The organism is Micromonospora sp. MW-13 (genome assembly GCF_003434305.1).
Lineage (GTDB): Bacteria > Actinomycetota > Actinomycetes > Mycobacteriales > Micromonosporaceae > Micromonospora.
Map to the genome: position 1 here is coordinate 35,510 of NZ_QKKX01000054.1, position 24,852 is coordinate 60,361.

Annotated in this window: 30 protein-coding genes; 21 read left to right on the forward strand and 9 right to left on the reverse strand. The window is 72.8% G+C overall.

The annotated features are described in order from the left end of the window. Positions 1 to 3: 3 nt before the first annotated feature. The gene (locus tag C5N14_RS23720; protein WP_117670792.1) at positions 4 to 993 is read right to left on the reverse strand and encodes a C40 family peptidase; all 990 of its coding nucleotides are present in this window, start codon (positions 991 to 993) and stop codon (positions 4 to 6) included. Between the two features lie 488 nt (positions 994 to 1,481). Here C5N14_RS23720 and C5N14_RS23725 point away from each other — a divergent pair, with 488 nt between their 5' ends. Next, the gene (locus tag C5N14_RS23725) at positions 1,482 to 2,012 is read left to right on the forward strand and encodes a DUF6232 family protein (protein WP_117670794.1); all 531 of its coding nucleotides are present in this window, start codon (positions 1,482 to 1,484) and stop codon (positions 2,010 to 2,012) included. 16 nt (positions 2,013 to 2,028) lie between these two features. Here the strand turns inward: C5N14_RS23725 and C5N14_RS23730 are convergent, their stop codons facing one another. Together C5N14_RS23730 and C5N14_RS23735 are read right to left on the reverse strand one after the other, a co-directional pair. Beyond that, positions 2,029 to 2,355, reverse strand: a complete 327-nt coding sequence (locus C5N14_RS23730) for a DUF3817 domain-containing protein (protein ID WP_117670796.1) — start codon at positions 2,353 to 2,355, stop codon at positions 2,029 to 2,031. Positions 2,356 to 2,405: 50 nt separating this feature from the next. Next, complete coding sequence (locus tag C5N14_RS23735) at positions 2,406 to 2,870, reverse strand: hypothetical protein (protein ID WP_117670972.1); 465 nt, start codon at positions 2,868 to 2,870, stop codon at positions 2,406 to 2,408. Between the two features lie 121 nt (positions 2,871 to 2,991). Here C5N14_RS23735 and C5N14_RS23740 point away from each other — a divergent pair, with 121 nt between their 5' ends. The 3 genes from C5N14_RS23740 to C5N14_RS23750 are packed head-to-tail and all read left to right on the forward strand — an operon-like array spanning position 2,992 to position 4,232. After that, complete coding sequence (locus tag C5N14_RS23740) at positions 2,992 to 3,303, forward strand: DUF6158 family protein (RefSeq protein WP_117670798.1); 312 nt, start codon at positions 2,992 to 2,994, stop codon at positions 3,301 to 3,303. Further along, positions 3,303 to 3,638, forward strand: a complete 336-nt coding sequence (locus tag C5N14_RS23745) for a hypothetical protein (RefSeq protein WP_117670800.1) — start codon at positions 3,303 to 3,305, stop codon at positions 3,636 to 3,638. The genes C5N14_RS23740 and C5N14_RS23745 overlap by 1 nt, the downstream gene beginning before the upstream one ends. Positions 3,639 to 3,692: 54 nt before the next feature. Next, positions 3,693 to 4,232, forward strand: a complete 540-nt coding sequence (locus C5N14_RS23750) for a DUF1360 domain-containing protein (RefSeq protein WP_117670802.1) — start codon at positions 3,693 to 3,695, stop codon at positions 4,230 to 4,232. 50 nt (positions 4,233 to 4,282) lie between these two features. Here C5N14_RS23750 and C5N14_RS23755 read toward each other — a convergent pair whose 3' ends face one another. From C5N14_RS23755 to C5N14_RS23765, 3 genes are all read right to left on the reverse strand, one after another. Further along, positions 4,283 to 4,483: a hypothetical protein gene (locus C5N14_RS23755; protein WP_117670804.1), complete on the reverse strand. Its 201-nt coding sequence runs from the start codon at positions 4,481 to 4,483 to the stop codon at positions 4,283 to 4,285. 104 nt (positions 4,484 to 4,587) lie between these two features. Next, a complete protein-coding gene (locus tag C5N14_RS23760) occupies positions 4,588 to 4,884 on the reverse strand; it encodes a hypothetical protein (RefSeq protein ID WP_371685895.1) in 297 nt (98 codons plus the stop codon). Between the two features lie 323 nt (positions 4,885 to 5,207). Beyond that, positions 5,208 to 6,302 (reverse strand): 3-deoxy-7-phosphoheptulonate synthase, encoded by a 1,095-nt coding sequence (locus tag C5N14_RS23765; protein WP_117670806.1) that lies wholly within the window; start codon positions 6,300 to 6,302, stop codon positions 5,208 to 5,210. 314 nt (positions 6,303 to 6,616) lie between these two features. Here C5N14_RS23765 and C5N14_RS23770 point away from each other — a divergent pair, with 314 nt between their 5' ends. The 12 genes from C5N14_RS23770 (at position 6,617) to C5N14_RS23830 (ending at position 18,818) form a co-directional block, all read left to right on the forward strand. Beyond that, positions 6,617 to 7,771, forward strand: a complete 1,155-nt coding sequence (locus C5N14_RS23770) for an alkaline phosphatase PhoX (RefSeq protein ID WP_117670808.1) — start codon at positions 6,617 to 6,619, stop codon at positions 7,769 to 7,771. Positions 7,772 to 7,797: 26 nt separating this feature from the next. After that, positions 7,798 to 8,013: a hypothetical protein gene (locus C5N14_RS23775; RefSeq protein ID WP_117670810.1), complete on the forward strand. Its 216-nt coding sequence runs from the start codon at positions 7,798 to 7,800 to the stop codon at positions 8,011 to 8,013. Positions 8,014 to 8,133: 120 nt separating this feature from the next. Beyond that, positions 8,134 to 9,426 (forward strand): pitrilysin family protein, encoded by a 1,293-nt coding sequence (locus C5N14_RS23780; RefSeq protein WP_117670811.1) that lies wholly within the window; start codon positions 8,134 to 8,136, stop codon positions 9,424 to 9,426. Positions 9,427 to 9,511: 85 nt separating this feature from the next. Continuing rightward, positions 9,512 to 10,858 carry a pitrilysin family protein gene (locus tag C5N14_RS23785; RefSeq protein WP_117670813.1) on the forward strand — a complete coding sequence of 449 codons (1,347 nt, stop codon included), beginning with the start codon at positions 9,512 to 9,514 and terminating at the stop codon, positions 10,856 to 10,858. Positions 10,859 to 11,137: 279 nt separating this feature from the next. Further along, positions 11,138 to 12,163 (forward strand): aspartate-semialdehyde dehydrogenase, encoded by a 1,026-nt coding sequence (locus C5N14_RS23790; protein WP_117670815.1) that lies wholly within the window; start codon positions 11,138 to 11,140, stop codon positions 12,161 to 12,163. 92 nt (positions 12,164 to 12,255) lie between these two features. Then, a complete protein-coding gene (locus tag C5N14_RS23795; protein WP_117670817.1) occupies positions 12,256 to 12,696 on the forward strand; it encodes a PPOX class F420-dependent oxidoreductase in 441 nt (146 codons plus the stop codon). A gap of 428 nt (positions 12,697 to 13,124) precedes the next feature. Then, positions 13,125 to 13,541, forward strand: coding sequence for a CBS domain-containing protein (locus C5N14_RS23805; protein ID WP_117670821.1), 417 nt, complete (start codon positions 13,125 to 13,127; stop codon positions 13,539 to 13,541). A 163-nt stretch (positions 13,542 to 13,704) separates the two neighbouring features. Further along, positions 13,705 to 14,076, forward strand: coding sequence for an SCP2 sterol-binding domain-containing protein (locus C5N14_RS23810; protein WP_117670823.1), 372 nt, complete (start codon positions 13,705 to 13,707; stop codon positions 14,074 to 14,076). Next, a complete protein-coding gene (locus tag C5N14_RS23815; protein ID WP_117670825.1) occupies positions 14,076 to 16,136 on the forward strand; it encodes a glycogen debranching N-terminal domain-containing protein in 2,061 nt (686 codons plus the stop codon). Before C5N14_RS23810 ends, C5N14_RS23815 begins: the two co-directional genes overlap by 1 nt. A 267-nt stretch (positions 16,137 to 16,403) precedes the next feature. Then, on the forward strand, positions 16,404 to 17,153 hold the full coding sequence (locus C5N14_RS23820; protein WP_117670827.1) for a 1-acyl-sn-glycerol-3-phosphate acyltransferase: 750 nt from the start codon (positions 16,404 to 16,406) through the stop codon (positions 17,151 to 17,153). 85 nt (positions 17,154 to 17,238) lie between these two features. Further along, the gene (locus C5N14_RS23825) at positions 17,239 to 17,871 is read left to right on the forward strand and encodes a cysteine hydrolase family protein (RefSeq protein WP_117670829.1); all 633 of its coding nucleotides are present in this window, start codon (positions 17,239 to 17,241) and stop codon (positions 17,869 to 17,871) included. Positions 17,872 to 17,876: 5 nt separating this feature from the next. Next, a complete protein-coding gene (locus C5N14_RS23830) occupies positions 17,877 to 18,818 on the forward strand; it encodes a GlxA family transcriptional regulator (protein ID WP_117670831.1) in 942 nt (313 codons plus the stop codon). A 126-nt stretch (positions 18,819 to 18,944) separates the two neighbouring features. On the opposite strand, the gene C5N14_RS23835 is transcribed toward C5N14_RS23830, so the two are convergent. Continuing rightward, a complete protein-coding gene (locus C5N14_RS23835) occupies positions 18,945 to 19,277 on the reverse strand; it encodes a hypothetical protein (RefSeq protein ID WP_128763650.1) in 333 nt (110 codons plus the stop codon). A 92-nt stretch (positions 19,278 to 19,369) separates the two neighbouring features. Between C5N14_RS23835 and C5N14_RS23840 the strand changes: the two genes are divergently transcribed. From C5N14_RS23840 to C5N14_RS23860, 5 genes are all read left to right on the forward strand, one after another. After that, complete coding sequence (locus tag C5N14_RS23840; RefSeq protein ID WP_128763651.1) at positions 19,370 to 20,488, forward strand: hypothetical protein; 1,119 nt, start codon at positions 19,370 to 19,372, stop codon at positions 20,486 to 20,488. A gap of 61 nt (positions 20,489 to 20,549) precedes the next feature. Beyond that, positions 20,550 to 21,032, forward strand: coding sequence for a GNAT family N-acetyltransferase (locus C5N14_RS23845; protein WP_117670835.1), 483 nt, complete (start codon positions 20,550 to 20,552; stop codon positions 21,030 to 21,032). A gap of 160 nt (positions 21,033 to 21,192) precedes the next feature. After that, entirely contained in the window at positions 21,193 to 21,618 is a 426-nt protein-coding gene (locus C5N14_RS23850) for an Imm12 family immunity protein (protein WP_165878209.1), read from the forward strand. A gap of 178 nt (positions 21,619 to 21,796) precedes the next feature. After that, positions 21,797 to 22,426, forward strand: coding sequence for a hypothetical protein (locus C5N14_RS23855; protein ID WP_117670837.1), 630 nt, complete (start codon positions 21,797 to 21,799; stop codon positions 22,424 to 22,426). A gap of 106 nt (positions 22,427 to 22,532) precedes the next feature. Beyond that, the gene (locus C5N14_RS23860) at positions 22,533 to 22,715 is read left to right on the forward strand and encodes a hypothetical protein (protein WP_117670838.1); all 183 of its coding nucleotides are present in this window, start codon (positions 22,533 to 22,535) and stop codon (positions 22,713 to 22,715) included. Between the two features lie 507 nt (positions 22,716 to 23,222). On the opposite strand, the gene C5N14_RS31825 is transcribed toward C5N14_RS23860, so the two are convergent. Both C5N14_RS31825 and C5N14_RS31830 read right to left on the reverse strand, forming a co-directional pair. After that, positions 23,223 to 23,972: a hypothetical protein gene (locus C5N14_RS31825; protein ID WP_128763652.1), complete on the reverse strand. Its 750-nt coding sequence runs from the start codon at positions 23,970 to 23,972 to the stop codon at positions 23,223 to 23,225. A gap of 110 nt (positions 23,973 to 24,082) precedes the next feature. Then, on the reverse strand, positions 24,083 to 24,274 hold the full coding sequence (locus tag C5N14_RS31830) for a hypothetical protein (RefSeq protein ID WP_128763653.1): 192 nt from the start codon (positions 24,272 to 24,274) through the stop codon (positions 24,083 to 24,085). Positions 24,275 to 24,852 lie beyond the last annotated feature (578 nt).

A 24,852-nucleotide genomic window follows, 5' to 3' on the forward strand; every position in this document is an offset into this window, starting at 1 on the left:
CCGTCAGCGGACCCGGCCGTACCCGTAGGGCCTCATCAGGTCGACGTCCCGCTTCTCCACGTTGCGGCCGAAGGTGGGCGCGTGGATCACCTGGCCCCCGCCGACGTAGAGCGCGACGTGCCCGAGGCTGTTGTAGAAGACCAGGTCGCCCGGGCGCAGTTCGCTGCGGCTGATGTGGCTGACCACGCCCCACTGCATCCTCGTGTTGTGCGGCAGCGACTTGCCGGCCGCCCGCCAGGCGGCGGAGGTGAGGCCGGAGCAGTCGTACCCGTTCGGGCCGTCGGCGGCCCAGACGTAGGGCTTGCCGAGGGCGCCGTACGCGTACCGGACCGCGGTGCCCGCCCGGCCGGAGACGGCGGGTGCCTGCTCGCCGGAACTCCCGCCCGACTTCGGCTTCGTCCTCGGCGCCGGCGGCTCGGTGGCCCGCCCGTACGCCTGACGGCGCAGCTCGTAGAGCTCGGCGAGGTCCTTTTCGATCTTCTTCTTGCCGGCGGCGAGCTGCTTGGCCTGTGCGGCCTGCTTCGCCAGCGTCGCGTCGAGCCGGGCCTTCTGGTCGAGCAGCCGGCGCTGGCTCTCGGTGAAGCCGGTGATCCGCTGCTGGCGCTGCCGGGTGAGCTGGTCGAGGGTGTCCAGCCGGTCCAGCAGGTTGCTCGGCCCGCCCGCGCTCAGCAGCGCGTTGGCGGTGTCCAGCCGGCCCGTCTTGTACGCGGTGACGGCGATCTCGCCGACGTCCGCCCGGCTCTGTGCGGCCTGCGCCTCCAACGGCCCGATCCGGGCCGTCAGCCTCGCCGCGGCGGCCTTGTTCGCCTTGATGTCCTCGGTGAGCTTGTTGTAGGACTCGACGACCCGTTCCAGCTCGGTCGAGGACTTCTCGATCCGCTGCGTCAGCTCGGCGGGTGACGGCTCGGCCCGAGCCGGCGACGCCGGGGCGATCAGCACGGCCGCGAGGCCGGCCGCCGCCAGTGCGCGCAGCGAATTCCTGAGGGACGACAAGAGCGGAGGGCTCCTCTCCCACCAGTCGCCGCGCGTCGCGGACGCCACGGCGAGCCGGCCCGGGGCTGTCCGGTTGGACGGCTGTCGACCGGTCCGGCCCGCACAACCTAACCCGGGACGGGAGTTACCCGCAGGTGAAGCAGGGGCGAAAGTGGCGAAACGACCCGGGTGTGTCGCGAGATACAATCACGTTCGGTGACTTGTGGGCCGCGCTCCGGCGCAGCCGGTGGGGTCGGATGCGCCGAACGGGCGTTCCGTGGCTTTCGTCGTTCTGGGCGGATGACGCCGGACGCGAGGGGTAATAGCCGGATAAGCCGGAATTGGTGGCCTCTTGCCGGCGCGGTGGGGATCGCGGGACCGCGCCGCGGACCGGAAAACCGGGCTTGGGCTGGCCCGACGGTCAGAGAATGGAGCGGAGCCGGGAATCCCGTAGGCGTCGACCGGCGCCGCGGGGACCGCTCCCGGCCCCTCAGCCGTGGGAGACAGCCGTGATCCGAGATGGCTCCGCCACCCGCCAGCGCCGGTCACCGAGGGTGACCCCCGCGCCCCCTGCCCTGCTCTACGCCCAGCCCGGGATCGTCGTGACGGCGGACCGGTTCACCGTCGGCCGCAGCAGCTTCGCGATCGCCGAGTTGACCCACCTGCACACCACCCGGGGCCCGCACGACCGGCTCGCCGTCCGGGCCGTGGCGGTGACCGCCGTCATGATCGCCGGGGTGGGGCTGGTGCTCGGCTTCACCGGCGGCCTGCAACGGCTGACCGCCGGGGCGTACCTGGCCCTCGGGACGGTGGCCCTGCTGCCCGTGCTGCTCGCGCTGGCCGGCGACCGCTGGCGTCCGCCGCCGTACGAGCTGTGGGGCTGGCACCGGGGCGTCGAGGTGCTGCTGTTCAGCAGCGACGACCAGCGGCAGTTCGGGCAGGTCAGCCGCGCCGTGCACCGGGCCCGCGAGGGCGTGCGGTACGGCGGCTGGGGCGCCGCGCCGGCCACCGCCGAGGAGTTCTGGCGCCCGGACCGCTGACCCGGCCGGGTCAGCCTCAGCCGGCGACCGGCTCCGGGGTGCGGGTGGGCTGGGGGGCCACCCAGTGGCTCACCCGCCGCTCGGCGTAGAAGGACACGAAGGGCACCGTGCCGGCGAGCATCACCAGCAGCATCCGCTTCAGCGGCCAGTCCGCCCGGCGGGACAGGTCGAACGTCGCCGCCAGGTAGAGCATGTAGAGCCAGCCGTGCGCGGTCCCGACGACCGCGACCACCGTCGGCTCGTCGAACCCGTATTTCAGCGGCATGCCGATCAGGACCAGCACGGCCAGCGCCACGCCCACGATCCAGGCGATCGCGCGGTACCGGGTAAGGGCTCCGCCCACCTTCGTCCGTCCTTCCGAACCGGCCTCGGCCGGGTAGTCGCGTACCGGCGTCAGCCGGGATAGTCACCGGGCCGGGCGCCCGGATTGGCGTTCAACCAGGCCAGGTAGCGGTTGTACGCGGCCAGGTCGGCGTCCTCGGGCCCGCCGGTCGGCGTCGCCGCCACCCGGGCGACCCGCACGGGTCGGCGTACCCCCGTCGGGGCGCCGGACGACGGGGCCGCGCCGGCCGGGGCCGCCGGGCCCGGGGCCGCGCCGGCCGGGACGTCGCCGCCCGCCTGCTCGCCGGCCGTCGGTGGCCCGTCGGCGGCGGAGCGCAGGGTGTGTCGCAGTTCACGCCACCAGACGAAGACGACGAACGCCGCGAAGACCGGCCACTCGATGGCGTAGCCCCAGCTGATGGAGTTGCCGTCGGCGGCCCGGGTGATCTGCCACCAGCCCAGCCCGAGAAAGCCGACGACCAGCACGACCATGGCCACGTGGCGGGCGATCCACGCCGGTGTCCAGAGCCGCTTCATGGGTTCGAGGGTACCGGGAGCCGGGGCGTTCTCCGACGCGGCGTCGTAGTCCGGGGGTTTGGTGGTGGCCGGTGTGGGCATCCGTCTAGACGCCAGCCCAGACGAGACGAGGGGGGCGACGATGACCGAATCAGTGCGGCAGCCCGGCGGCCCGGTCGAAGCCAGCCCGGAGCAGCGGCTGCCCGAGTGGGACGGCGACCACGTCCACGACATGTCCGCCGACGGCGAGCTGGGGATCGACCCCGCCGAACTCGCCGACGAGGACCTGATCCGCGAGATGCACAGCCTGCACCGCACCCGGCTCGACACGCTGCGGCACGCGGCGGACTCGGCGCTCGCGAACCACCTGCGCCGTACGGCGGAACTGGAGACCGAGTACCTGGCCCGGCACCCGGGACGCGAGGTCGACCCGGCCCGGTTGCGGGACGAGTGATGGGGGCGCACGCGGAGCGCGGCATGTCCGCGCCGCCCGAGGTGGTGTTCAGCACGGCGACCGACCCGGACCGGGCCGCCGCGTGGCTGCCCCAGCCGCTGCGGTCCGACGGCGCGAGCCGCCCCGACGTCAGCACCGGGCCGCTGCGGGCCCGGTGGGCCAGCGCCTCCGCCCCCGAGTGGTCGGCCGAGATCCGGGTGGAGCCCGCGGACGCCGGGGGCGCCCTGGTCCGGCTGGACCTGGCCGGGGCGTCCGGCCAGGCGGATCCGGGGCTGGCCGACGAGACACTGGCCAACCTCGCCCGCGAGGTGGCCGACAACCTGACCGCCGGCTGAGCCGGTCGCCGGACCCGCCGCCGGCGGCCCGCGCACAGAACGAGGAGACCGGGTTTGAGCGACAGCAGCCTGAGGCAGAAGGTGGCGCGGCTGCGCCAGGCGTACGCGCCGCACGAGCACCGCCCGCTCGGCGGCTACCTGGTGGCGATGGGCACCTACGCGGGGGTGACCGCGATGCTCGCCGCACTGGTCAGGGCGACCGGCCGGCCGGTGCCGGAGCGGCCCAGCCCGGCCGACGTGCTGCTGCTCTCCGTCGCCACCCACAAGCTGAGCCGGCTGCTGTCGAAGGACGCGGTGACCAGCCCGCTGCGCGCCCCGTTCACCCGGTACGACCGCCCGATCGGCTCCGGCGAGGTGATGGAGCAGGTCCGGGACTCGGGCAGCCCCACCCGGCACGCCATCGGGGAGCTGCTGAGCTGCCCGTTCTGCCTGGCGGTCTGGGTGGCCACCGGGCTGACCGGCGGCCTGGTGCTGGCCCCCCGGCTGACCCGGCTGGTGGCCACCGCGCTGACCGCGGTGGCGGCCTCCGACTTCCTCCAGATGGGCTACGCCGTCGCCCAGCAGGCCGCCGAGGGCGGTCACGACAAGGACTGAACCGGGTACGGGGGAGGGGTCGGGGCCGCCCGGCCGCTCCCCGTCCGGCGTCAGCGCTGCATGCCGGACCAGCCGTGCGGCGACTCCGGCTCGCGCTCCTCATCGTCCTCGTCGCCGGTGATGATGTCCCGGTCGACGGCGGTGCGGTCGTGCTCGTCGGCGAAGTCCGGTTCGGGGGTGCTGTCCCTGCCCTCCGGCGGCTGGCCGAGCGCCGGGACGTGCGCCTCCCGCTGCTCCTCGCGATCGGTCATCCTCGCTGTCCTCTCCGTGGTCGTGCGGGACCGGTGCGTCGGCCGGGCCGGGTGGTGGCGTCGTGCCGCTGCGGGGCCGGCTCGTGCCGCCCGGATCCGAGGCGTCAGGCGGGCGACCCGCCCAGCAGGTCGGCGGCCTCGTCCACCGCGTACTCGCCCTCGGGCAGGGCGGCGATCCGGGTGAGCAGCGCCGCGGCCAGCTCGGCGGCGACGGCCCGGCGGTAGATGTCCGCCTGGCTGATCCGCTCCTGGCCGTGGTAGATCTCGTCGAGCAGTTCGTCGAGCGGCCGGGTGTCCGGCTCGGTGTCGCCGGCCGGCTCGGTGTCGGCGGGCAGATCGGTGTCGGCGGCCAGCTCGGCGTCGTCCACGGGTGCGTCCGTCACGGATGGGTCGTCGGTCACGACGGTCGGCTACCCGAGCCGGAAACGGTCAAACGTCACCCGGCCCGACTAGGCCCCCGGCTCGGCCGGGTGTGGTGACGGCCGTCACATTCGGGGCCCGGAACACCAACCGGGCCCCGCCGGTTGTGGGGTGTGTCGGTGTGCCCAGTGTCCCCGGGCCTCACCTGAATTGCCTTCGCGGAACACCGTCCGGCTGGAGCCGCGTCGCGCCACGCGCCGAGAGGCGACCTGCACACCGACACCCAGTGGTGCCCCCGACCTCCGGCCGGGGGCACCACTGCCTTCCCCCTCCCCGCGGAGCCGGCGGTGGGTGGGGATGGGGTTTAGGCCGGGGTGGTGAGGGGGGCCGTGGTGGTGCGGCGGGTGCGGACGGCGGCGGCGAGGGTGGCGAGGACCTCTTCCGTGGTGTCCCAGCCGAGGCAGGCGTCGGTGACGGAGCGGCCGTACTCCAGCTCGCGGGTGGGGTCGAGGTCCTGCCGGCCGGGGAGCAGGAAGCTCTCCAGCATGATGCCGACGATGCCCCGCTGGCCGGCGGAGAGCTGGTCCGCGACGTCGGCGGCGACCAGCGGCTGGCGGCGGTGGTCCTTGCCGCTGTTGGCGTGGCTCGCGTCGACCACCACCCGCTCCGGGAGGCCGGCCGCGCGGAGCAGGTCCAGCGCCCCGGCCACCGAGGCGGCGTCGTAGTTCGGGCCGTCGTTGCCGCCGCGCAGCACGAGGTGGCCGTCGGCGTTGCCCCGGGTGTGCATGATCGCCGGGGTGCCGGAGACGTCGATGCCGGGGAAGACGTGCGGGACGCCGGCCGCCCGGATGGCGTCCACGGCGGTGCCGATGCTGCCGTCGGGGCGGTTCTTCATGCCGATCGGCATGGACAGGCCGGAGGCGAGCTGCCGGTGCACCTGGCTCTCCACCGTGCGGGCGCCGATCGCCCCCCAGGCCACCGTGTCGGCGATGTACTGCGGGGTGATCGGGTCGAGGAACTCGCAGCCCACCGGCAGGCCCAGCCGCAGCACGTCCAGCAGCAGCGCGCGGGCGGTGCGCAGGCCGGTGTTCACGTCGCCCGAGCCGTCCAGCCCGGGGTCGTTGATCAGGCCCTTCCAGCCGACCGTGGAGCGCGGCTTCTCGAAGTACACCCGCATCACGATCAGCAGGTCGTCGGCGAGCCGGTCCGCAGTCTCCCGCAGCCTGGCCGCGTAGTCGAGGGCGGCGGCCGGGTCGTGCACCGAGCACGGTCCGACCACCACCAGCAGCCGGTCGTCGGCCCGGTCGAGCACCCGGCCGACCGCGCGCCGGCCGTCGAGCACGGCCTCGGTGAGCGGGGCGTCCAGCGGCAGGTGGTGGTGCAGCAGGGCCGGGGTGGTCAACGGCACGACGCGATCGATCCGCTGGTCGATGACGCGATGGCTGTCCGGGGTGGTCACGGTGGGGTTCCTTCCGCCGACCGTGCCCCGGGGCCGGCGCCCGAGGTCGAGCCGGCTGCTCGTACGCAAAAGGGCAGGAACCCGTGTCCCTGCCCGGCCGGCTCGAAGAGGAGTGACGTCAGATCATGGTGAAGTCACCGGCTCCTCCAGCCGGCTGCCTAAACCATCGATACCACCGCGTCACGGCGACCAGCGTACCCGACGCGGCGGGAGAGACTCATCCGACCGTCGGCAAAGCCTCGCCTGGCGTTCACCTCCATCGATGGAATGGTCGGTAGCCTCGACGGCACCACGCCATCTCCGGGGAGGTTCGAATGGACCGTCGTACGCTGCTGCGCGCCACCGTCGTGAACGGGGCCGCCGCCTTCGCCGGCAGCCTGTGGTCCTCCGCCGCGCTGGCCGCCCCGGCCCAGCCCGGGGTAGGTCCGTACGGGCCGCTGGGCGCCGCCGACGCCAACGGCCTCCAGCTCCCCGCCGGGTTCACCGGCCGGGTGGTCGCCCGGTCCCGGCAGGCGGTCGCCGGCACGTCGTACACCTGGCACGACGCGCCCGACGGCGGGGCCTGTTTCCCGGCCGGAACCGGGTGGATCTACGTCTCGAACTCCGAGATCACCCCCGGCGGCGGTGCGTCTGCGGTGCGGTTCGACGCCGACGGGACCATCGCCTCGGCGTACCGGATCCTGTCCGGGACCAACCAGAACTGCGCGGGGGGCGCCACCCCGTGGGGGACCTGGCTGTCCTGCGAGGAGGTCAGCCGCGGGTTCGTCTACGAGACGTACCCGCAGGGCGGGACGGCGGCGGTGCGGCGAGCGGCGCTGGGCCGGTTCAAGCACGAGGCGGCGGCGGCCGACCCGGTCCGCCGGGTGATCTACCTGACCGAGGACGAGACGACCGGCTGCTTCTACCGGTTCCGGCCGACCGTCTGGGGCGACCTGTCCGCCGGCACCCTGGAGGTGCTGGTCGGCGGGACCGCCACCAGCGGCCCGGTGAGCTGGGCGCCGGTGCCCGACCCGGACGGCTCGCCGACGACCACCCGGCAGCAGGTGTCCGGGGCGAAGAGGTTGGACGGCGGCGAAGGCTGCTGGTACGCCGACGGGACCTGCTGGTTCACCACCAAGGGCGACAACCGGGTCTGGGCGTACGACGCGGTCGGCCAGCGGATCGACCTGGCGTACGACGACTCGCTGGTGACCGGCGGCACCGCCCCGCTTACCGGGGTGGACAACATCACCGGCACCCGCTCGGGCGACCTGTACGTGGCCGAGGACGGCGGCAACATGGAGATCAACATGATCACGCCGGACGGGATCGTCACCCCGTTCCTGCGGATCACCGGCCAGGGGTCCTCGGAGATCACCGGGCCGGCGTTCTCCCCGGACGGCACCCGGCTCTACTTCTCCTCCCAGCGCGGCACCTCCGGCTCGTCCTCCGGCGGGATCACCTACGAGGTGCGTGGCCCGTTCCGCTGAGCGGCGCACGGGGTACAGAGGCCGGCATGACGAATGCCCACAGCGACCAGGCCCGGATCGAGTCCCGGGCCCACCTGCTGCCCGAGGAGGCCGCCGCCGGCAGCGACGACCCACGGGCCCAGGCCGCCGCCATCCTCACCGAGTCGGACCTGCGGGAGCAGGACCAGAGCGCCGCCCCCGACACGGTGCCGGAGCAACGCACCTCGGAGGAGACCGTGACCCCGATCGAACCCCCCGACTGAGCCGACCCGGCGCGGCGGCCCGTCCGCGCTCCCGCCGCACCCGGCCGGGGCGACGACGCGTCGCCGCGCCGACCACGCGCGGGTCACCTCTCCGTCCCCGCGATCGGATAGCGTCGGGCCATGCCCGACAGCGGTTACCCCTGGCCGATCGAAACGACCCGACTGGACAACGGCCTGCGCGTGGTGGTGAGCGAGGACCGCACCGCCCCCGCGGTCGCCGTCAACCTCTGGTACGACGTGGGCTCCCGGCACGAGCCGGACGGGCAGACCGGGTTCGCCCACCTCTTCGAGCACCTGATGTTCGAGGGCTCGGTGAACGTGGCGAAGACCGAGCACATGAAGCTCGTCCAGGGCGCCGGCGGCTCCCTGAACGCCACCACCAACCCGGACCGGACGAACTACTTCGAGACGGTCCCGGCCGAGCACCTGGAGCTGGCGCTCTGGCTGGAGGCCGACCGGATGGGCGGCCTGGTGCCGGCGCTGACCCGGGAGACGCTGGACAACCAGCGGGACGTGGTCAAGAACGAGCGCCGCCAGCGCTACGAGAACGTGCCGTACGGCGACGCGTGGCTGCGGCTGCTGCCGCTGCTCTACCCGCCGGGGCACCCGTACCACCACGCGACGATCGGGTCGATGGCCGACCTGAACGCCGCCGACCTGGCCACCTTCCAGGACTTCCACCGCACCTACTACGCGCCGAACAACGCGGTGCTGACCGTGGTCGGGGACGCCACCGCGGCCGAGGTGTTCGCGCTGGCCGACAAGTACTTCGGCGCCCTCCCGGCCCGGGAGTCGATCCCGGCCGCGCCGGACGGCCGGCACGTGCCGGCCGGCGGCGGGCCGGTGACGGAGACCGTCCGGGGCGCCGTGCCCGCGCCCCGCGTCTTCGTCGCGCACCGCACCCACGCCTTCGGCACCCCCGGGTACGACGTGCTCACCGTCCTCGCCACCGTGCTGGGCAGCGGCCGGGGCAGCCGGCTCTACCAGCGCCTCGCCGACGGCGAGCGGATCGCCCAGCCCGACCTGGTCGGCGCGTACGGGGTGGACCTGGCGCACGCCCCCGCCCCGCTGATCGCCACCGCCACCGCCCGGCCCGGGGTGGGCGGCGAGCGGCTGGCCGCCGGGGTGGCCGAGGTGGTCGACGAGCTGGCCACCGTGCCGGTCACCGCCGCCGAGTTGGACCGGGCCAAGGCGCTGCTGAGCACCGGATGGTGGCGGCAGATGTCCACGGTCGACGGACGCGCCGACGTCCTCGGGCGGTACGCCACCCAGTTCGGCGACCCGGCCGTCGCCGCCGAGCGGCTGCCCGCCTGGCTCGCGGTGACCGCCGACCAGATCGCCGCGCTCGCCGCCGAGGTGCTGCGCGCCGAGGACCGGGTGACCCTGGCATACCTGCCCGAGGAGAGCGCGTGAGCGCGACGAGCGAGCGGCGCCGCCCGGTGGTCCGCCACGATCCGCTGCCCGCCGGCCCCGCAGTCGTGAACGGAAGGAAGTCCCGATGAGCCTGATCGCCGACCGTCCCGGGCCGGGGCTGGCCCGGCCGTACCGGTTCCCGCAGGTGGTGCGCCGTGGGGTGGCCGGCGGCCAGGTCGTCGCCGCGCACCTGCCCGGGCAGAACCTGGCGGTGGCGCTGCTGCTGCTCGACGCCGGCGCCGGCCGGGAGCCGGTCGGCCGGGAGGGGCTCGGCGCGGTGCTGGCCAAGGCCCTGGAGGAGGGCACCACGCAGCGGGACGCCACCACGTACGCGCTGGCCGTGGAGGGGCTCGGCACCGAGCTGGTGACCGGGCTGGACTGGGACTCGTTCCAGGTCAGCGTCCAGGTGCCGGTGGACCGGCTGCCCGCCGCCGTGGAGCTGCTCGCCGAGGCCGTCCGGACGCCCCGACTGGACCCGGACGACGTGCGGCGGGTCCGCGACGACGAGGCGACGGCGCTGCGGATGGACTGGGCGAACCCGGGCCCCCGGGCCGAGGCGGCGCTGCGGGCCGACCTGTTCGGCGCGGAGAACCGGTGGGGCCGGCCGATGTACGGCGACCCGGACTCGGTGGCCGGCCTGGACGTCGAGGACGTCACCGTCTTCCACTCCGAGTGGTTCCTCCGCCCCGGCACCCTGATCGTCGCCGGCGACCTGGAGCGCCTCGACCTGGACGCGCTCGGCGCGGCGGCGTTCGCCGGCACCGGCGGCGGCCCGGTCACTTCGGGCGGCCCGATCGACGTGTCGCTGCGCGCCGGGCGGCGGATCATCCTGGTCGACCGGCCCGGGTCGGTGCAGTCCACGCTGCGGCTGGGCCACCCGTCGCCGCACCGGGCGCACCCCGACCACGTGCCGTCGCTGCTGGCCGGCACGGTGCTCGGCGGGGCGTTCACCTCCCGGCTCAACCACCTGATCCGCGAGGTGCGCGGCTACACGTACGGCATCCGGGGCGAGTTCGCCTCGTCCCGCCGGTTCGGCCGGTTCGCGGTCAGCTCGGGCGTGCAGACGGCGGTGACCGCGCCGGCGCTGGTGGAGGCGGTCGGCGAGATCAGCCGTACCCAGGCCGGTGGGGTGACCTCCGACGAGCTGGCCGTGGCCCGGTCCTGGCGGGCCGGCCAGCTCTCGGTCGAGTTGCAGAGCCCCCGGGCGATCGCGTCGGCGCTGACCACCCTGGTCGTGCACGACCTGCCGGACGACTACCACGCCCGGCTGCGCGAGTCGCTGCTCGCCGCCGACGTCGACCAGGTCTCGGCCGCCGCCGCGACCCACCTGCACCCGGAGTCGCTCACCCTGGTGGTGGAGGGCGACGCCGCGCTGATCCGCGACGACCTCGCCGCCACCGACCTCGGCGAGATCGTCGACCCGCCCCGCTGACCCCACCCACGGCGGCCCGCCGACCGGCCCGCGCGGCGAAGGGAGATGTGATTCCCGTCGCGCGGGCCGTGGTGGCTGCCGGGCCGGCGGCGCCGGGGGTGCGGCGGATGTTGCGGCCCGGCGGCCGGGTCGCCTGCGATCTTCCGGGCGACGCCCCACGCCGGGGTCGTCGTTGCGGCTGCCGGGGTTGGTCGGGGTGGGTCGGATCACGGCCGGGACGGGGCCGGGCGGTGGGAAAGCGTTCCCGGCCGGGGCGTCGACCTGGGTAGCCTCGCGGGCATGAGGATCGGCATTGTGGGGGCCACCGGCCAGGTCGGTGGCGTGATGCGGCAGGTGCTGGCGGAGCGCGAGTTCCCGGCGGAGCAGGTGCGGCTGTTCGCCTCCGCCCGGTCGGCGGGGCGCGCCCTGCCGTGGCGGGGCGGCGAGGTGACCGTCGAGGACGCGGCCAGCGCCGACTACTCCGGGCTGGACGTCGTGCTCTTCTCCGCCGGAAAGGGCACCGCGAAGGAGTTGGCCCCCCGGGTCGCCGAGACCGGCGCGGTCGTGATCGACAACTCGTCGGCGTTCCGGACGGACCCGGACGTGCCGCTGGTGGTCGCCGAGGTCAACCCGCACGCCGCGGCGAACCGCCCGAAGGGCATCATCGCCAACCCGAACTGCACCACGATGGCCGCGATGCCGGTGCTGCGCCCGCTGCACGCCGAGGCGGAGCTGGTCGCTCTGGTCGTCTCGACGTACCAGGCGGTCTCCGGCGCCGGCCTGGCCGGCGTGGCCGAGCTGGAGGAACAGGTCCGCAAGGTGGCCGAGCAGGCCGCGGGGCTGGCCTTCGACGGCGGGGCCGTGGAGTTCCCGGCGCCCCGGGCCTTCGCCCGGCCCATCGCGTTCAACGTGCTCCCGCTCGCCGGCTCGATCGTCGACGACGGCTCCGAGGAGACCGACGAGGAGCAGAAGCTGCGCAACGAGAGCCGCAAGATCCTGGAGATCCCCGGGTTGAAGGTCTCCGGCACCTGCGTCCGGGTCCCGGTCTTCACCGGCCACTCGCTCCAGATCAACGCCCGGTTCGCCCGGCCGATCACCCCGCAGCGGGCCCGCGAGCTGCTCGACGGCGCGCCCGGGGTGGCCCTGTCCGACGTGCCGACCCCGCTGCTCGCCGCCGGCCAGGACCCGACGTACGTGGGTCGGATCCGCGCCGACGAGACGGTGGAGCACGGGTTGGCCCTGTTCTGCTCCAACGACAACCTGCGCAAGGGCGCCGCGCTGAACGCGGTGCAGCTCGCCGAGCTGGTCGCCGCCGAGGGCCGCTGACCCCGCTCCCGCCGGCCGGGTCGTCGCATCGGCCGGCCGGCGGGCCGCGCGTCGGGTTGGATGGACCCAGGTACGACGACCTGGAGGCTGCCGTGGCGGACGAGACGACCCGGCGCGCCCTCACCGAGCTCATCGCGGGCCGGTGGCTGGGCGTGCTGGCGACCATCAAGCGGGACGGGCGCCCGCAGTTGTCGAACGTGGTCTACTCCTTCGACCGGGGGGCCGGGCTGATCCGGGTCTCGGTCACCGACGGGCGGGCCAAGACCGCCAACCTGCGCCGGGACCCCCGCGCCAGCTTCCACGTCAGCAGCGACGACGGCTGGGCGTACGCGGTGGCCGAGGCGCGGGCCGAGCTGACCCCGGTGGCGCGGCGGGCGGACGACGCGACGGTGGAGGAGCTGATCGGGCTCTACCGGGCCGTGCAGGGCGAGCATCCCGACTGGGACGACTTCCGGGCCGCGATGGTCGCCGAGGGGCGGCTGGTGCTGCGCCTGCACGTCGAGCGGGTCTACGGCATGCCACCGCGCGGCTGAGCCCCCTCCCCCCTCCCCCCGCCCCTCGCCGGGTCCGCCGAGACGCACCGGCTCCCGCCCGACGCATCCGAGGCGCGGTCGCCGGACCGGCGGCTCCGGGCGGCGGGCCAGTTGGGTCGCTGCGACAGCGGGTTTCCGCGACTCCTGCACACCGTCCCGGCCAGCCGGCCGAGGACGGGGACGGGGGAGCCGATGGACAGCGACCGGGACCGGCCGGGGACCGCGCTGGTCGGCTGGCTGGTCTCGGTGCCGGTGGCGCTCTGGTCTTCCTGCTGCTGCCGCTGTTCTACGGCCTGTCCAGCAACGGCTTCCACGACCTGCGCCGGCGGGCCCGGCGGCACAGGCGGCGGTGACCGGACCGGCCGGTCCGCGTTACCCCTCGGGGCGGGCGGGTAGACCGCGGGTGCCGACACCGAGAGGGGAGCACCATGACAACGGTCGGAGAGTTCATGACGACCCGGTTGGTGACGATGGACGGCAACGAGACGCTCACCACCGCGGCGCGGGAGATGCGCGACAGCGCCATCGGCGACGTGGTGGTGACCAACGGCGCCGACGTGGTCGGCATCGTCACGGACCGGGACATCACGGTCCGGGGTGTCGCCGAGCAGATGGACCCGAGTTCGACCCGGCTCAACCAGATCGCCAGCCGGGACGTGGTCACGGTGAGCCAGTACGACGACGCGGTGGCCGCCGCCGACCTGATGCGCACCTACGCCGTACGCCGGCTGCCGGTGATCGACGACGGGCGGCTGGTCGGTTTGATCTCGATTGGTGACCTCGCGGTCGAGCGCGAGCCGCAGTCGGTGCTGGCGGACATCAGCGCCGACGAGCCCAACAACTGACCGTCCGCCGCGGCGTGCCGGCCCCCGCCACCCGGGGGCCGGCGTCGCGTCGTCCCGGCCTCGGCCGCCCACCCGCCTCACCCGATCCGGGCGAGGTTGACCGCGCACCGGACGGGGACCCTCCTGCGACGTCGAACGCGGATCGACGGGAGGAGAGGGCCCGATGCTGGACGCGACCACCACGTTCTTCGAGAACCTGGACCGGCGGGGTTACGAGCCACTGCTGACCAAGGTCTCCGGAACCCTGCGCTTCGACCTGCACGAGGGTCCGCAGACCAGACACTGGCTGCTGGTGATCGACCGGGGGCGGCTCCAGGTGAGCCAGGAGGACCGGGAGGCCGACACGGTGATCGGGACCAGCCCCGCGCTGTTCGAGGACCTCGCCGCCGGCCGGGAGCACGGCCTGGCGGCGCTGCTGCGTGGTGACATGACGGTGACCGGTGACGCCCGGCTGGTGGTGCAGGTGGAGCGGATCTTCCCCGGCCCGTCGGACAGCCGGGGGCCGCGTCGGCTCTTCCACCAGGAGGTGCGCTGATGGCGCAGGCCAACACGGTCCGGATCCTCGACGGCAACACCTTCGTGGTGTCGGAGGACACCGGCGACATCGAGGCGACGCCCACCGAGCCGACCGGGCTGTTCTCCATCGACACCCGGTTCCTGTCCCGCTGGGTGCTGACGGTCAACGGCGAGCGGCTGAACTCGCTCTCCTACGACGACCTCCAGTACTACGAGGCGCGGTTCTTCCTGGTGCCGGGGATGGCGACGCACTACATCGACGCCAAGCTGTCGATCATCCGCGAGCGGACGGTCGGCGGCAGCTTCCACGAGCAGCTGACCATCCTGAACCACGACGAGAAGGCCGTCGACCTGGAGATCAGGATGGACGCCGGCGCCGACTTCGCCGACCTGTTCCAGGTCAAGGACGAGATCCTGAACAAGAAGGGCGAGACCTACGCCGAGGCCGAGCCGGACCGGCTGCGGCTGGGCTACCGGCGGGGCAACTTCCGGCGGGAAACGGTGATCTCCTCGTCGCAGACCGCCCGGTACGACCGCAACGGCTTCGCGTACAGCGTCCACCTGGAGCCGAACGAGCAGTGGAACGCGGACATCGAGGTGCAGACGTTCGCGCTCGGGCCGGGCGGCCGGGACCTGCGGATGGGGCTGCTGGCGCACAGCGGCGAGCGGCTGGCCCTCCAGCACGACCTGGAGGAGTGGATCGCCGCCGCGCCGAGGGTGAACTCCGAGTGCGAGCACCTGTCCCGCACGTACCGGCGGAGCCTGGTCGACCTGGCCGCGCTGCGCTTCTCGCCGCTGTCGCTCGGCGGGCAGACGCTGCCCGCGGCCGGACTGCCCTGGTTCATGACCATGTTCGGCCGGGACAGCATCCTGACCTGCCTACAGGTCATGCCGTTCGCCCCGGAGATGTCCCGGACCACGCTGCGCATCCTGGCCTCGTTGCAGGGCACCCGGTTCGACGACTTCCGGGACGAGGACCCGGGGCGGATCCTGCACGAGATGCGCTACGGCGAGACGGCCGCGTTCGAGGAGCAGCCGCACTCGCCGTACTACGGCTCGGTGGACGCGACGCCGCTGTTCCTGGTGCTGCTCGACGAGTACGAGCGGTGGAGCGGAGACGTGGCGCTGGTCCGGGAGCTGGAGCAGGAGTGCCGGGCCGCGCTGAGGTGGATCGACGACTACGCCGACCTGGTCGGCAACGGCTACATCTGGTACGAGCGGCGCAACACCGACACCGGCCTGGAGAACCAGTGCTGGAAGGACTCCTGGGACTCCATCTCGTACCGGGACGGGCGGTTGCCGGGGTTCCCCCGGGCCACCTGCGAGGTGCAGGGGTACGCGTACGACGCGAAGGTCCGGGCCGCCCGGATGGCGCGCGAGTTCTGGGGAGACCCGGCGTTCGCCGAGCGGTTGGACCGGGAGGCGGCGCAGCTCAAGGAGCGGTTCAACCGCGACTGGTGGGTGGACGACGGGCAGTACTTCGCCCTCGCCCTGGACTCGGACGGCCGGCAGGTGGACGTGCTCAGCTCGAACATCGGTCACCTGCTGTGGAGCGGCATCGTCGACCAGGACCGGGCCGAGAAGATCGCCGGGCACCTGATCGGGCCGCGACTGTTCTCCGGCTGGGGGGTGCGGACGCTGGCCGAGGGCGAGGTCAGGTACAACCCGATCGGCTACCACAACGGCACGATCTGGCCGTTCGACAACTCGTTCATCGCCTGGGGGCTGCGTCGGTACGGCTTCGCGGAGGAGGCCGCGACCATCGCCGACGGCATCCTCGCCGCCGCCTCCTACTTCGACGGGCGGCTGCCCGAGGCGTTCGGCGGGTACCAGCGCGAGCTGACCAAGTTCCCGGTGGAGTACCCGACGGCGTGCAGCCCGCAGGCCTGGTCGACCGGTGCCCCGATGCTGTTGCTGCGCACCATGCTGGGTATCGAGCCGCACGAGGGGCACCTTTCGGTCGAGCCGCGACTGCCGGTCGGCATGGGGCGGATCGAGGTGCTGGACATCCCGGGCCGCTGGGGCCGGGTCGACGCCTTCGCCCGCGGCCGGCTGGACCTGCACAAGCTCGCCACCTGACCGGCCGGCCCCCGATCCGCTCCCCGCGGGCCGGGGGCCGGCCGACCACGTGACATCCGGTGTCGAGTGGCTCGACGACGCGTTGCGCCGCGCCATGGTCGCCTCGCCCCGACCTCCACGCCGTCTGCCCGGGAGTTGGTCGCCCCGCTGCTCGCCGTCGCCCACCGAGGACAGGCCCGCGCAGCGGTCCCTCGCCGGCCCGGCGTCCACGCTGCGGCGCGGCGCGGGGCCCTTCGTGCCCCGCCGTCAGCAGGGTAAAGTCGCCGAATGCCGGAACTCGTGTACCCGCCCGTGATCACCGCCGCCAAGACGATGTTCCGGGTTCTCGACCTGCGCCTGAAGGTGGAGGGCAGCCACCACGTGCCGCGCACCGGCGGCGCGGTCTTGGCCAGCAACCACGTGAGCTACCTGGACTTCATCTTCTGCGGGTTCGGCGCGCACCCGTCCCGCCGGCTGGTCCGGTTCATGGCCAAGCACGAGGTGTTCGCGCACAAGATCTCCGGCCCGCTGATGCGCGGCATGAAGCACATCCCGGTGAACCGGCGGGCCGGCGCCGCCTCGTACAATGCGGCGGTGGACGCGCTGCGCGGCGGCGAGGTGGTGGGCGTCTTCCCGGAGGCCACCATCAGCCGGTCGTTCACCGTCAAGGATCTCAAGAACGGGGCGGCCCGGATGGCGCAGGACGCCGGCGTGCCGCTGCTGCCGGTCGCGCTCTGGGGCACCCAGCGGCTCTGGACGAAGGGCCGTCCGCGCACCCTCACCCGCCGGCACACCCCGGTCACCATCCTCGTCGGCGAGCCGATCGACCCGGCCGCCTTCCCGGACGCGAACGAGATGAGCGCCGAGCTGAAGGCCCGGCTGACCGCCCTGGTCGACCGGGCCCAGCGGGAGTACCCGGACTCGCCGGCCGGCCCCGACGACGCCTGGTGGCAGCCGGCGCACCTCGGCGGCACCGCGCCGACCCCGGAGGAGGCCGCCGCGCTGGACCGGCCCGCCCGGCGTACCCCGGCAGCCTGACGCGGCGCCGGGCTGGCCGGATCGTTCCGGGGTGGGGCGCGATGGTGCCTGCCATCGCGCCGCCCGCCCGGCGAGGATTGCCCGCATGACGAGATCCGCACTGCTCATCATCGACGTCCAGGAGTCCTTCCGGCAGCGCCCGATCTGGGCGTACGCCTCGCGGCCCGACATCGTCGGCCAGGTCACCCGGCTGGTCGACGCCGCCCGGTCCCGGCGCGATCTGGTCGTCTGGGTGCTGCACGCCGAGCCCGGCACCGGCACCGTCTTCGACCCGGCGTCCGGTCACGTCCGGCTGATCGACGGCCTCTGCCCGGCGGACGGGGAGCCGACGCTGGTCAAGACCGCCCACAACGCCTTCACCACCACCAACCTCCAGCAGTTGCTCACCCTCGCCGGGATCGTCGACCTGGCGGTCTGCGGCATCCGCACCGAGCAGTGCGTGGAGACGACCGCCCGGATCGGCTGCGACCTCGGCTACCGGATGACGTTCGTGACCGACGCGACCGTCACCTTCCCCACCCCGCACCGGGACCTGCCGGCGACCGCCACCCTGGCGGAGATCCTCGCCGACCCGCGCACCCTTCCGGTCGAGGAGATGGTCACCCGGACCGAGTACGCCCTCGCCGGCCGCTTCGCCACGATCCGCACCGTCGCCGAGCTGACCGGTGACGAGGCGGGGCAGCAGTCCGGGGCCGTCCTGGCCGACGCCCGGGGCTGACGCCGGTGGCCCGGGTCGTCTTCCTGCTCGTGCCGCAGTTGCACCTGCTGGACCTGGCCGGCCCGGCCCAGGTCTTCTCCACCGCCGCCGACCTCGGGTTCGACTACCGGCTGCACTACGTCGCCGAGCGGCCCGAGGTGCCGACCGTGCAGGGCGTATCGCTGCGGGCCGGCGTCGGGTGGCCGGAGCTGGACCGGGAGGATCTGCTGGTCGTACCCGGGTGGCGGGTGCGCGCCCACGGCCCGCCGGGGCCGGTCGATCCGGCGGGGCTGCGCTGGCTGGCCGGCCACCACGCGGCCGGCGGCACCGTCGCCAGCGTCTGCGCCGGCGCGTACGCGCTCGGCCGGGCCGGCCTGCTCGACGGCCGGCGCTGCACCACCCACCACGAGGTGCAGGACGACCTGGCCCGCCGGTTCCCGGCGGCCCGGGTGGTCCGCGACGTGCTGTACGTGGTGGACGACCGGGTGGTCACCTCCGCCGGCATCGCCAGCGGCATCGACGTGGCGCTGCACCTGGTGGCGACCCGGCACGGGCCGTCCGCCGCCGCCCGGATCGCCCGCTCCCTGGTGGTGTACGCCCGGCGCAACGGCGACGAGCAGCAGGCCAGCGCGATGATGCGGCACCGGTCGCACCTGTCCGACGCGGTGCACCGGGCGCAGGACCTGATCGACGCCCGGTACCCGGACAAGCTGCCGCTGGCCGACCTGGCCGCCGCCGGAGGTGTCGCCGAGCGCACCCTGACCCGGCTGTTCCGGCAGGCCACCGGGCTGACCCCGCTCGGCTACCAGCAGTTGCTGCGGGTGGAACGCGCCGAACACCTGATCGGCCACGGCGCCACCGTCGAGGCCGCCGCCCACGCGGTCGGCTTCGGCGACGCCCGGATGCTGCGCCGGCTCCGCGCCCGCGGCCGGCCGGACGAGAGTCAGGCGGCACCGAGTCGGGGGTGACCGTGCCGCCCCGGCCTCCCGCCGGGCGGTCTCCGCCGCACGTCCAACCCTCACTGGCGTCCAGCCCCTGCCGCGCGTCCAGCCCCTGCCGCCGGTCAGCGCCCGTTGCCCAGCCCTTGTCGCCGGTCAGTCGGGGTGGCCGGCGACCCGCTCCGCGTGGTGCGCCACCGTCGCGCCGAAGATGCCGTCCAGCCGGCCGCACGAGCGGCACACCAGGTCCCGGTCCACCGGCCCGCCGCAGCCCCCGCAACGACCCACGTCGTCCGGGTCGGTCCACCGGCCCAGCGCCTCGCTCAGCGCCCGGGCCGACCGGTCGGTCAGCCGGAAGGAGCCGCGTAGCCGGCCCACCCGCAGGTCGACCGTCGCGACGGGCTCGGCGGCGGGATCGTCGTAGGGAGCGATCCGGGCGAGGAACCGTTCCAGCGCCTCGATCGGGTCGGCCGGCGGCTGAATCGTCACCCGGACACCGTAGCGCCACGCCCCGGCCGGGCAGGGGCGCACGCCTCGGTGCGCCGTCTCCCGGCGTGCGGCGCTGTTCTAACCTCGCGACCATGTGGAACGTCAGGGGTGGACGACGTCGGTCGGTGGACCTGGTCGCGCAGGCTCGCGCCGAGGCCGGGCGCCGCCACGCCGACGAGGCCACGCACCCGGCCGCCCCGGCCCGCCGGTCGGAACGCAGCGGCCTGCTGTTCGGGCTGATCGTGCTCGGCATCGTCGGCTTCTTCGTCGTGCAGGGGGTCTTCGGCGACGAGGGCCGGGCCTGGCTCCAGGAGAACGCCTGCGCGGTCACCGGCTGCACCGGTCCCGGCATGGCGACGGCGGGCTGGCTGCTGATCGCGCTGCCCCTCCTGTACGTGGTTACCGTCGGGGCATGCTGGTCCCGGCTGCCCGGCCGGGCCCGGCCGGTCGTGATCCTGGTCGGGGCGCCCCTGGTCATGTCCGGCCTCCTCTTCGTGCCCGGCCGGCGCATCGACCTGGACGAACTCGTCGACGGCCCCGGGCAGTACGCGACGGCCACCGGCATCACCTGGGCCGGGGCCGGCGTCGGGCTGTTCGTGCTCGCCCTCCTCGTCGTCCCGGTGCTGGCGAAGAACCGGAAGGTGTCCCTGCCGACCGCCTGGACGCCGCTCGTCGCCGCCGGGGCGTGCCTGGCGATGCTCGGCGTGGCGCTGGCCCGGGTCGACCCGGTCCCGGTCACGGCCGACCTGGCGTTCCCGGAGCGCACCTTCACCGTCGAGGGGGACACCCTGACCCGCACGTCGGCCGCTGACCAGCGGGGCTGCGCCGGGGTGCTGGAGGACGACCGTCCGCTGGACGGCTGTCTGCGTACCGTCAGGGGAAGCTGGACCACCGACGACAGCGACGCCGTGGTGCGGCTCGCGGCGGTCCTCTTCCCCAGCCGGTCGGCGGCGCGCGAGCGCCGGGGGTCGCTGCCCGACGGCACCGGGCAGGCCGGGATCACCGGCGAGGCCATCGATGTGGTGTCCGTGTCCGGGAACTGGGTGCTGTTCACCGGCGTCGGGCACGCCGACGGGCGGGCCGTCGCCGGGACCGACCGCGGCTACCTGCTCTGGGCGGCCACCCAGGTCGGGTACCGGTTCATCGGCCACCAGGTCGGACTGCTGGTCTCGCCCACCCCGAAGGACGGCATCGGCCCCCGGACGCCCTGACGGTGGTGGAACTCGGATTAGTGCGTCAAGAGGCCGGCGGGGCGCTCGGTAGGGTGCCGGGATGCCGTCCCTGCGCCTTGATAAGGTCACCCCGGCCAACGTCGATGCCGCATGCGACCTGAGGGTGCGGCCGGACCAGGAGCACCTGGTCGAGTCGGTCGCCCGGTCGTTGGCCGAGGCGTACGTCTGGCCGGACGTCGTCTGGCCCCGGCTCGTCTACGACGGCGACGAGCTGGTCGGCTTCCTGATGGGCTTCTTCCGCATTCCGTGGCGGGAGGACACCCCGACCGACCTGCGGTCCGGGCTGTGGCGGCTGAACATCGCCGCCGAGAAGCAGGGGCGCGGGTACGGGCGCTTCGCCGTCCGGTCCCTGGCAGAGGAGGCGCGGCGGCGCGGGGAGACCCGGATCCACACGACGTGGCAGCCGGGCGACGACGGGCCGGAGGAGTTCTACCTGCGGCTCGGGTTCCGTTTGAACGGAGAGCGCAGCGGCGGCCAGACTGTCGGCGAACTGGACCTGGCCGCGTTCCTTGCCGTCACCTGACAATCGGCCGGCGCCGAGCCGGTTGCCGGCCGGATCGCCCGCAGCTGCACCCGGGCCCGGTCTCCCGGGCCGGCTCCTCGCCCCGTTGTCCCGCCGACCGGGCGGCGGTGTGGCCGGCCCGGTACCGGATGACGGATGACGGATGACGGATGATCATGCCATGAGAGTCGCGGTCAGAGTCCGCCTCGGCGGTCCCGAACGGGCACTGGCGGAGCCGGTCGCGCTGCGGCGGGCGCTGAAGGAGTCGTTCGGGCGGATCGTGATCGACGGCCTCGACGAGGTCGACATCTTCCTCACCCTGGGCGGATCGATCACGAGCGCCGAGGGCGACGGCGGGGTGCACAATCTCCGGTACTCGGCCGTCCGGCGGCGGCTCACCGTCAACGTCGTCGTACCGGCCTCGGAGATCGGACGTGACTCGACGGCCGGGGCGCTCGCCCCGTACCTCGACGAGCTGGCCCGCCGCATTGCCGGGCGGTGCGCGCCCCGGGACTGCGCCGCCGTCTCCCAGGAACTGGCCGGGGCGTGCCGGGAGGCGCTCGCGGCGACCCCCGGGCCAGGACCGTCCGGCCCGCACGGCGGCTGAGCCCACCCGGCCGGGAACGTGGTCGGTCCGCCCACCGGAAGCCCCGGCGGGATCGCGTCGGGGCGCGGCCCGTCGAGTTCGCCGGCCGGCGCGGGCACCGGTGTGGTGGACGCCCCGCCAGCTTTGCCGGCGGTGTTACCTTCACGCCATCGCCGCCCTCGCCAGGCAGGAGCCAACCGTGCAGAAGAGGTATGTCGGTCTGCTGGCCGTCATGGTGGCGACGGCGTGCCTCGCCGTCGTCGGCGCCCTCGGCGGCGGGTACCTGGCCGACCTCACCACCTCCCGGTCGGCGGACCCCGTCGCCGTCACCGGCAGTGCCCCGCCCGCCGCCCGTGTCACGCCGGTCGCCACCGAGAGTCCCGACCGCACGTCGACCGGTTCCGGGAACGCCGACCCCAGCCCGCCGGAGTCGCCGGCGAAGGAGCAGCCCACGAGGCGGACGTACCAGATCGACCGGCTCATGTACGAGCAGGCGTCGATGAGCGTCACCCTGGTCAGCGCCGAGGTCAACGGCGGCAAGCTGCGGCTGAACCTCAGGTACCGCAACGGCTCGCTGGTCCCGTGGCCGGTGAGCTGCCCGACCGCCGCCGTCGACCTGATCTCCTCATGGATCACCCTCGCCGACGGTCGGATCGTGTACCCCGAGAACACCTGGTGCGCCACGACACGGCCCGGTGAGTCCTTCAGCATCGCGCCGAACACCCAGGCGACCACCTGGGGTGTCTACCCGGTGGTTCCGGAAACCGGGTCGTCCTTTGAGCTGACCTGGTACGACTTCCCCACTCTCGACGACATCCGGCTCCGGTGACCGCCCTGCGCCGTACCGCGACCGCCGGTGCGACCGGAAGGCTGCCCGGCCGCACCAGGGATCCGCTGGTCGGGTCAGGAGTGGCCACGAGGGTACGATCAGGACCGTGGAGCCCACCTCCCGCGCCGTCCTCGCCTACTTCGTGTTCGTCGCCGCCGGGTATCTCCGCTTCGGTGTCGCGACCGCCGCAGCGCGGCGGTCGCGCCGCAAGGCTCGATGGTTCAAGCTCGCCGCCGTCGCGATGCTGCTCGTGGGTGTCGGCCTGCTCGGCTCGATTCTGCGCTGGTGATCCAGGTCGACCGACGGCTCAACGGGTCCGGTCGACTGAGGAAAGTAGCTGTGCGCCCGGCAGGATTCGAACCTGCGGCCTTGGGATTAGAAGTGGCATTCAGGCCCTGATCCCTGGTTTCAGTATCTTCGCTAGCTGCAAAAACGCTTGCTCTAGCTAGCTCTGTTTTCGTTGGCAGCCTGCATTTCGCACCACGAATAGCTCCATGGCCGGACGCGCTAAGGAATCCTGGTGCCTGACATCTAGTTACTCTGTGTAACATCCGCTTCCCAGCGAACTGAGCGTGCTGAGCCTTGTTCTTCAGGCTTGCTGCACCACTTCAACGTGGCCCGCTTCGCGGGCAGCTCGCGCCGCTGACCAGCGGCAGGGCTTGTCAGCCTCGCCATCCTGGGGACCTCTGCCCTGGCGGAGTCGAGTAGGCGGACCCCGCCCCGTCAACAGTCTGAGGACATGGCCGTCCTCTGTAGGGCAGGGCCGACAGGATGTCTGAGACGCGCAGCGAGGAAGTCAGCGCGGTTGCTCGGCTTGGGTAACAACTTCCGAGGTCGCGAGCAGTAAGTCGCTGAGACGACGAAGTAGCAAATTCGTCTGTTGCTCCATGAGGCCGGCGCGTTCGGAGCTGAGTGTCTCAAATTGCCCATGTGCAGCCAGGTTTCGAAGCCCTGAGCATTGCTCTAGGTCTTTGACGTCTTGAACGGTAAGAAGTTGCGCCCGGCGGAGTGCCCTTATGAGAACCGAAAAGGTGGGCCGTTCTTCCATGGCGATGCCACGATTATCCGCGACCGCACGTAGGGCGACTTCGAGGGCCGCACCGCATAGGACGATAGCAGCAGCAGGGTGTGCGTCTGGATTCTCGTTGAGTTGACGAACTTGGCTCATGACGTCGGTGCTTGCCTGGCCAACCTCAATCCAGGCCCTAGAGCCGACTATTTCAATGACGCCTGCCTCAACCTGTTCTGCCCATGCCCGCAGCAATTCGCCGATGGCCCGAGCCCCGGATTCAGTTGATTGGTTGTCACCCTTGTTTTGATACAAGAAGTTGGCACGTTCAGTCCAGAAGCTTTCTGCGCCCGAGTACTGTCGTAGAAACTCCTGTGCCGCTGCGGCTCGCGCGACTATCTTCGTAAGCATTTGGTAGTCGGTCGAGATCCAGTAGCCCCGACTTGGGCTATGCTCGCTCGCGACCCAACGCATATCCTTCTCGAGTTCGTCCGCCTGCTTCCGGGCGTATGCGAGAATCTTCGCCGTCTTCGTCATGATGGGGTGGCCCTTCAAATGGCGGTAAGTAGGACGCCGGAAATCGCGATGCCTGCACCAGGCTCCATGATTTGAGGTGCCCTAACAGGGGATTAGGCAGATTTGGGTGATCAAATTTCGACCGGTAGGCAGAACGCAGCTTTCTGCTCGCCTCGGACAATGAGCATCTCGTCGGCCCTTTGCCGGGCAAGCGCCTTCATTCCTCGCATTACGAAGGTGCCGAGACGCTTTAGATCCTCCGGCGAGCCTGTCCAGTAATTCCGACGTGATCCATCCAGGATCTCTTCTGATTCGGCGGCCATGACTTCCAGGTACCTTGGCAACAGATCTGCTGGCTCCCGAAACGGGTTGTCGTCGACTAGGTTTTCGTACAAGAAGCAGACGTCTGGGCCCTCGGGGCCGAAAACATTTCCTCCGGCGGGAAGCAATAAGGAGATTCCGCTAAATCCCTGGACGGCTGGCCGCGTTCCGCGTTGAGCGCCAGGCGCGATCGTGCTGTCTCTCCCGAGCCGAGCGGCAGGCGTTCGCCAGTATGGGCAGACCATGGCCGAATAGAGCATGCAAGATAGATGGCCCGCCATCCCAAGCTCGTCACTTCTAGGATCTAGGCGGGAGAACGCCGCGTCTCTTTGCGTGAACACCCGATAAACGGGATTTCCGGCAAGCAGGGGAAACCCGCACACGTTGCACGCGTATAGAAATGCGAGGGCGGCTGTCCTGTAAGGATTAAACTTTGATAATGCTGGCTTGTCGGACATCCATGGCACTTCGGCGGGAACGGCGAACCCGCGATCATCCTGAGGGAGTCCGTCGAGATGGGCTGCGAGGGAAGGGCTCGGAGTGGGCATGACACATCCTAGCTTCCGGGTAGATGATGGAT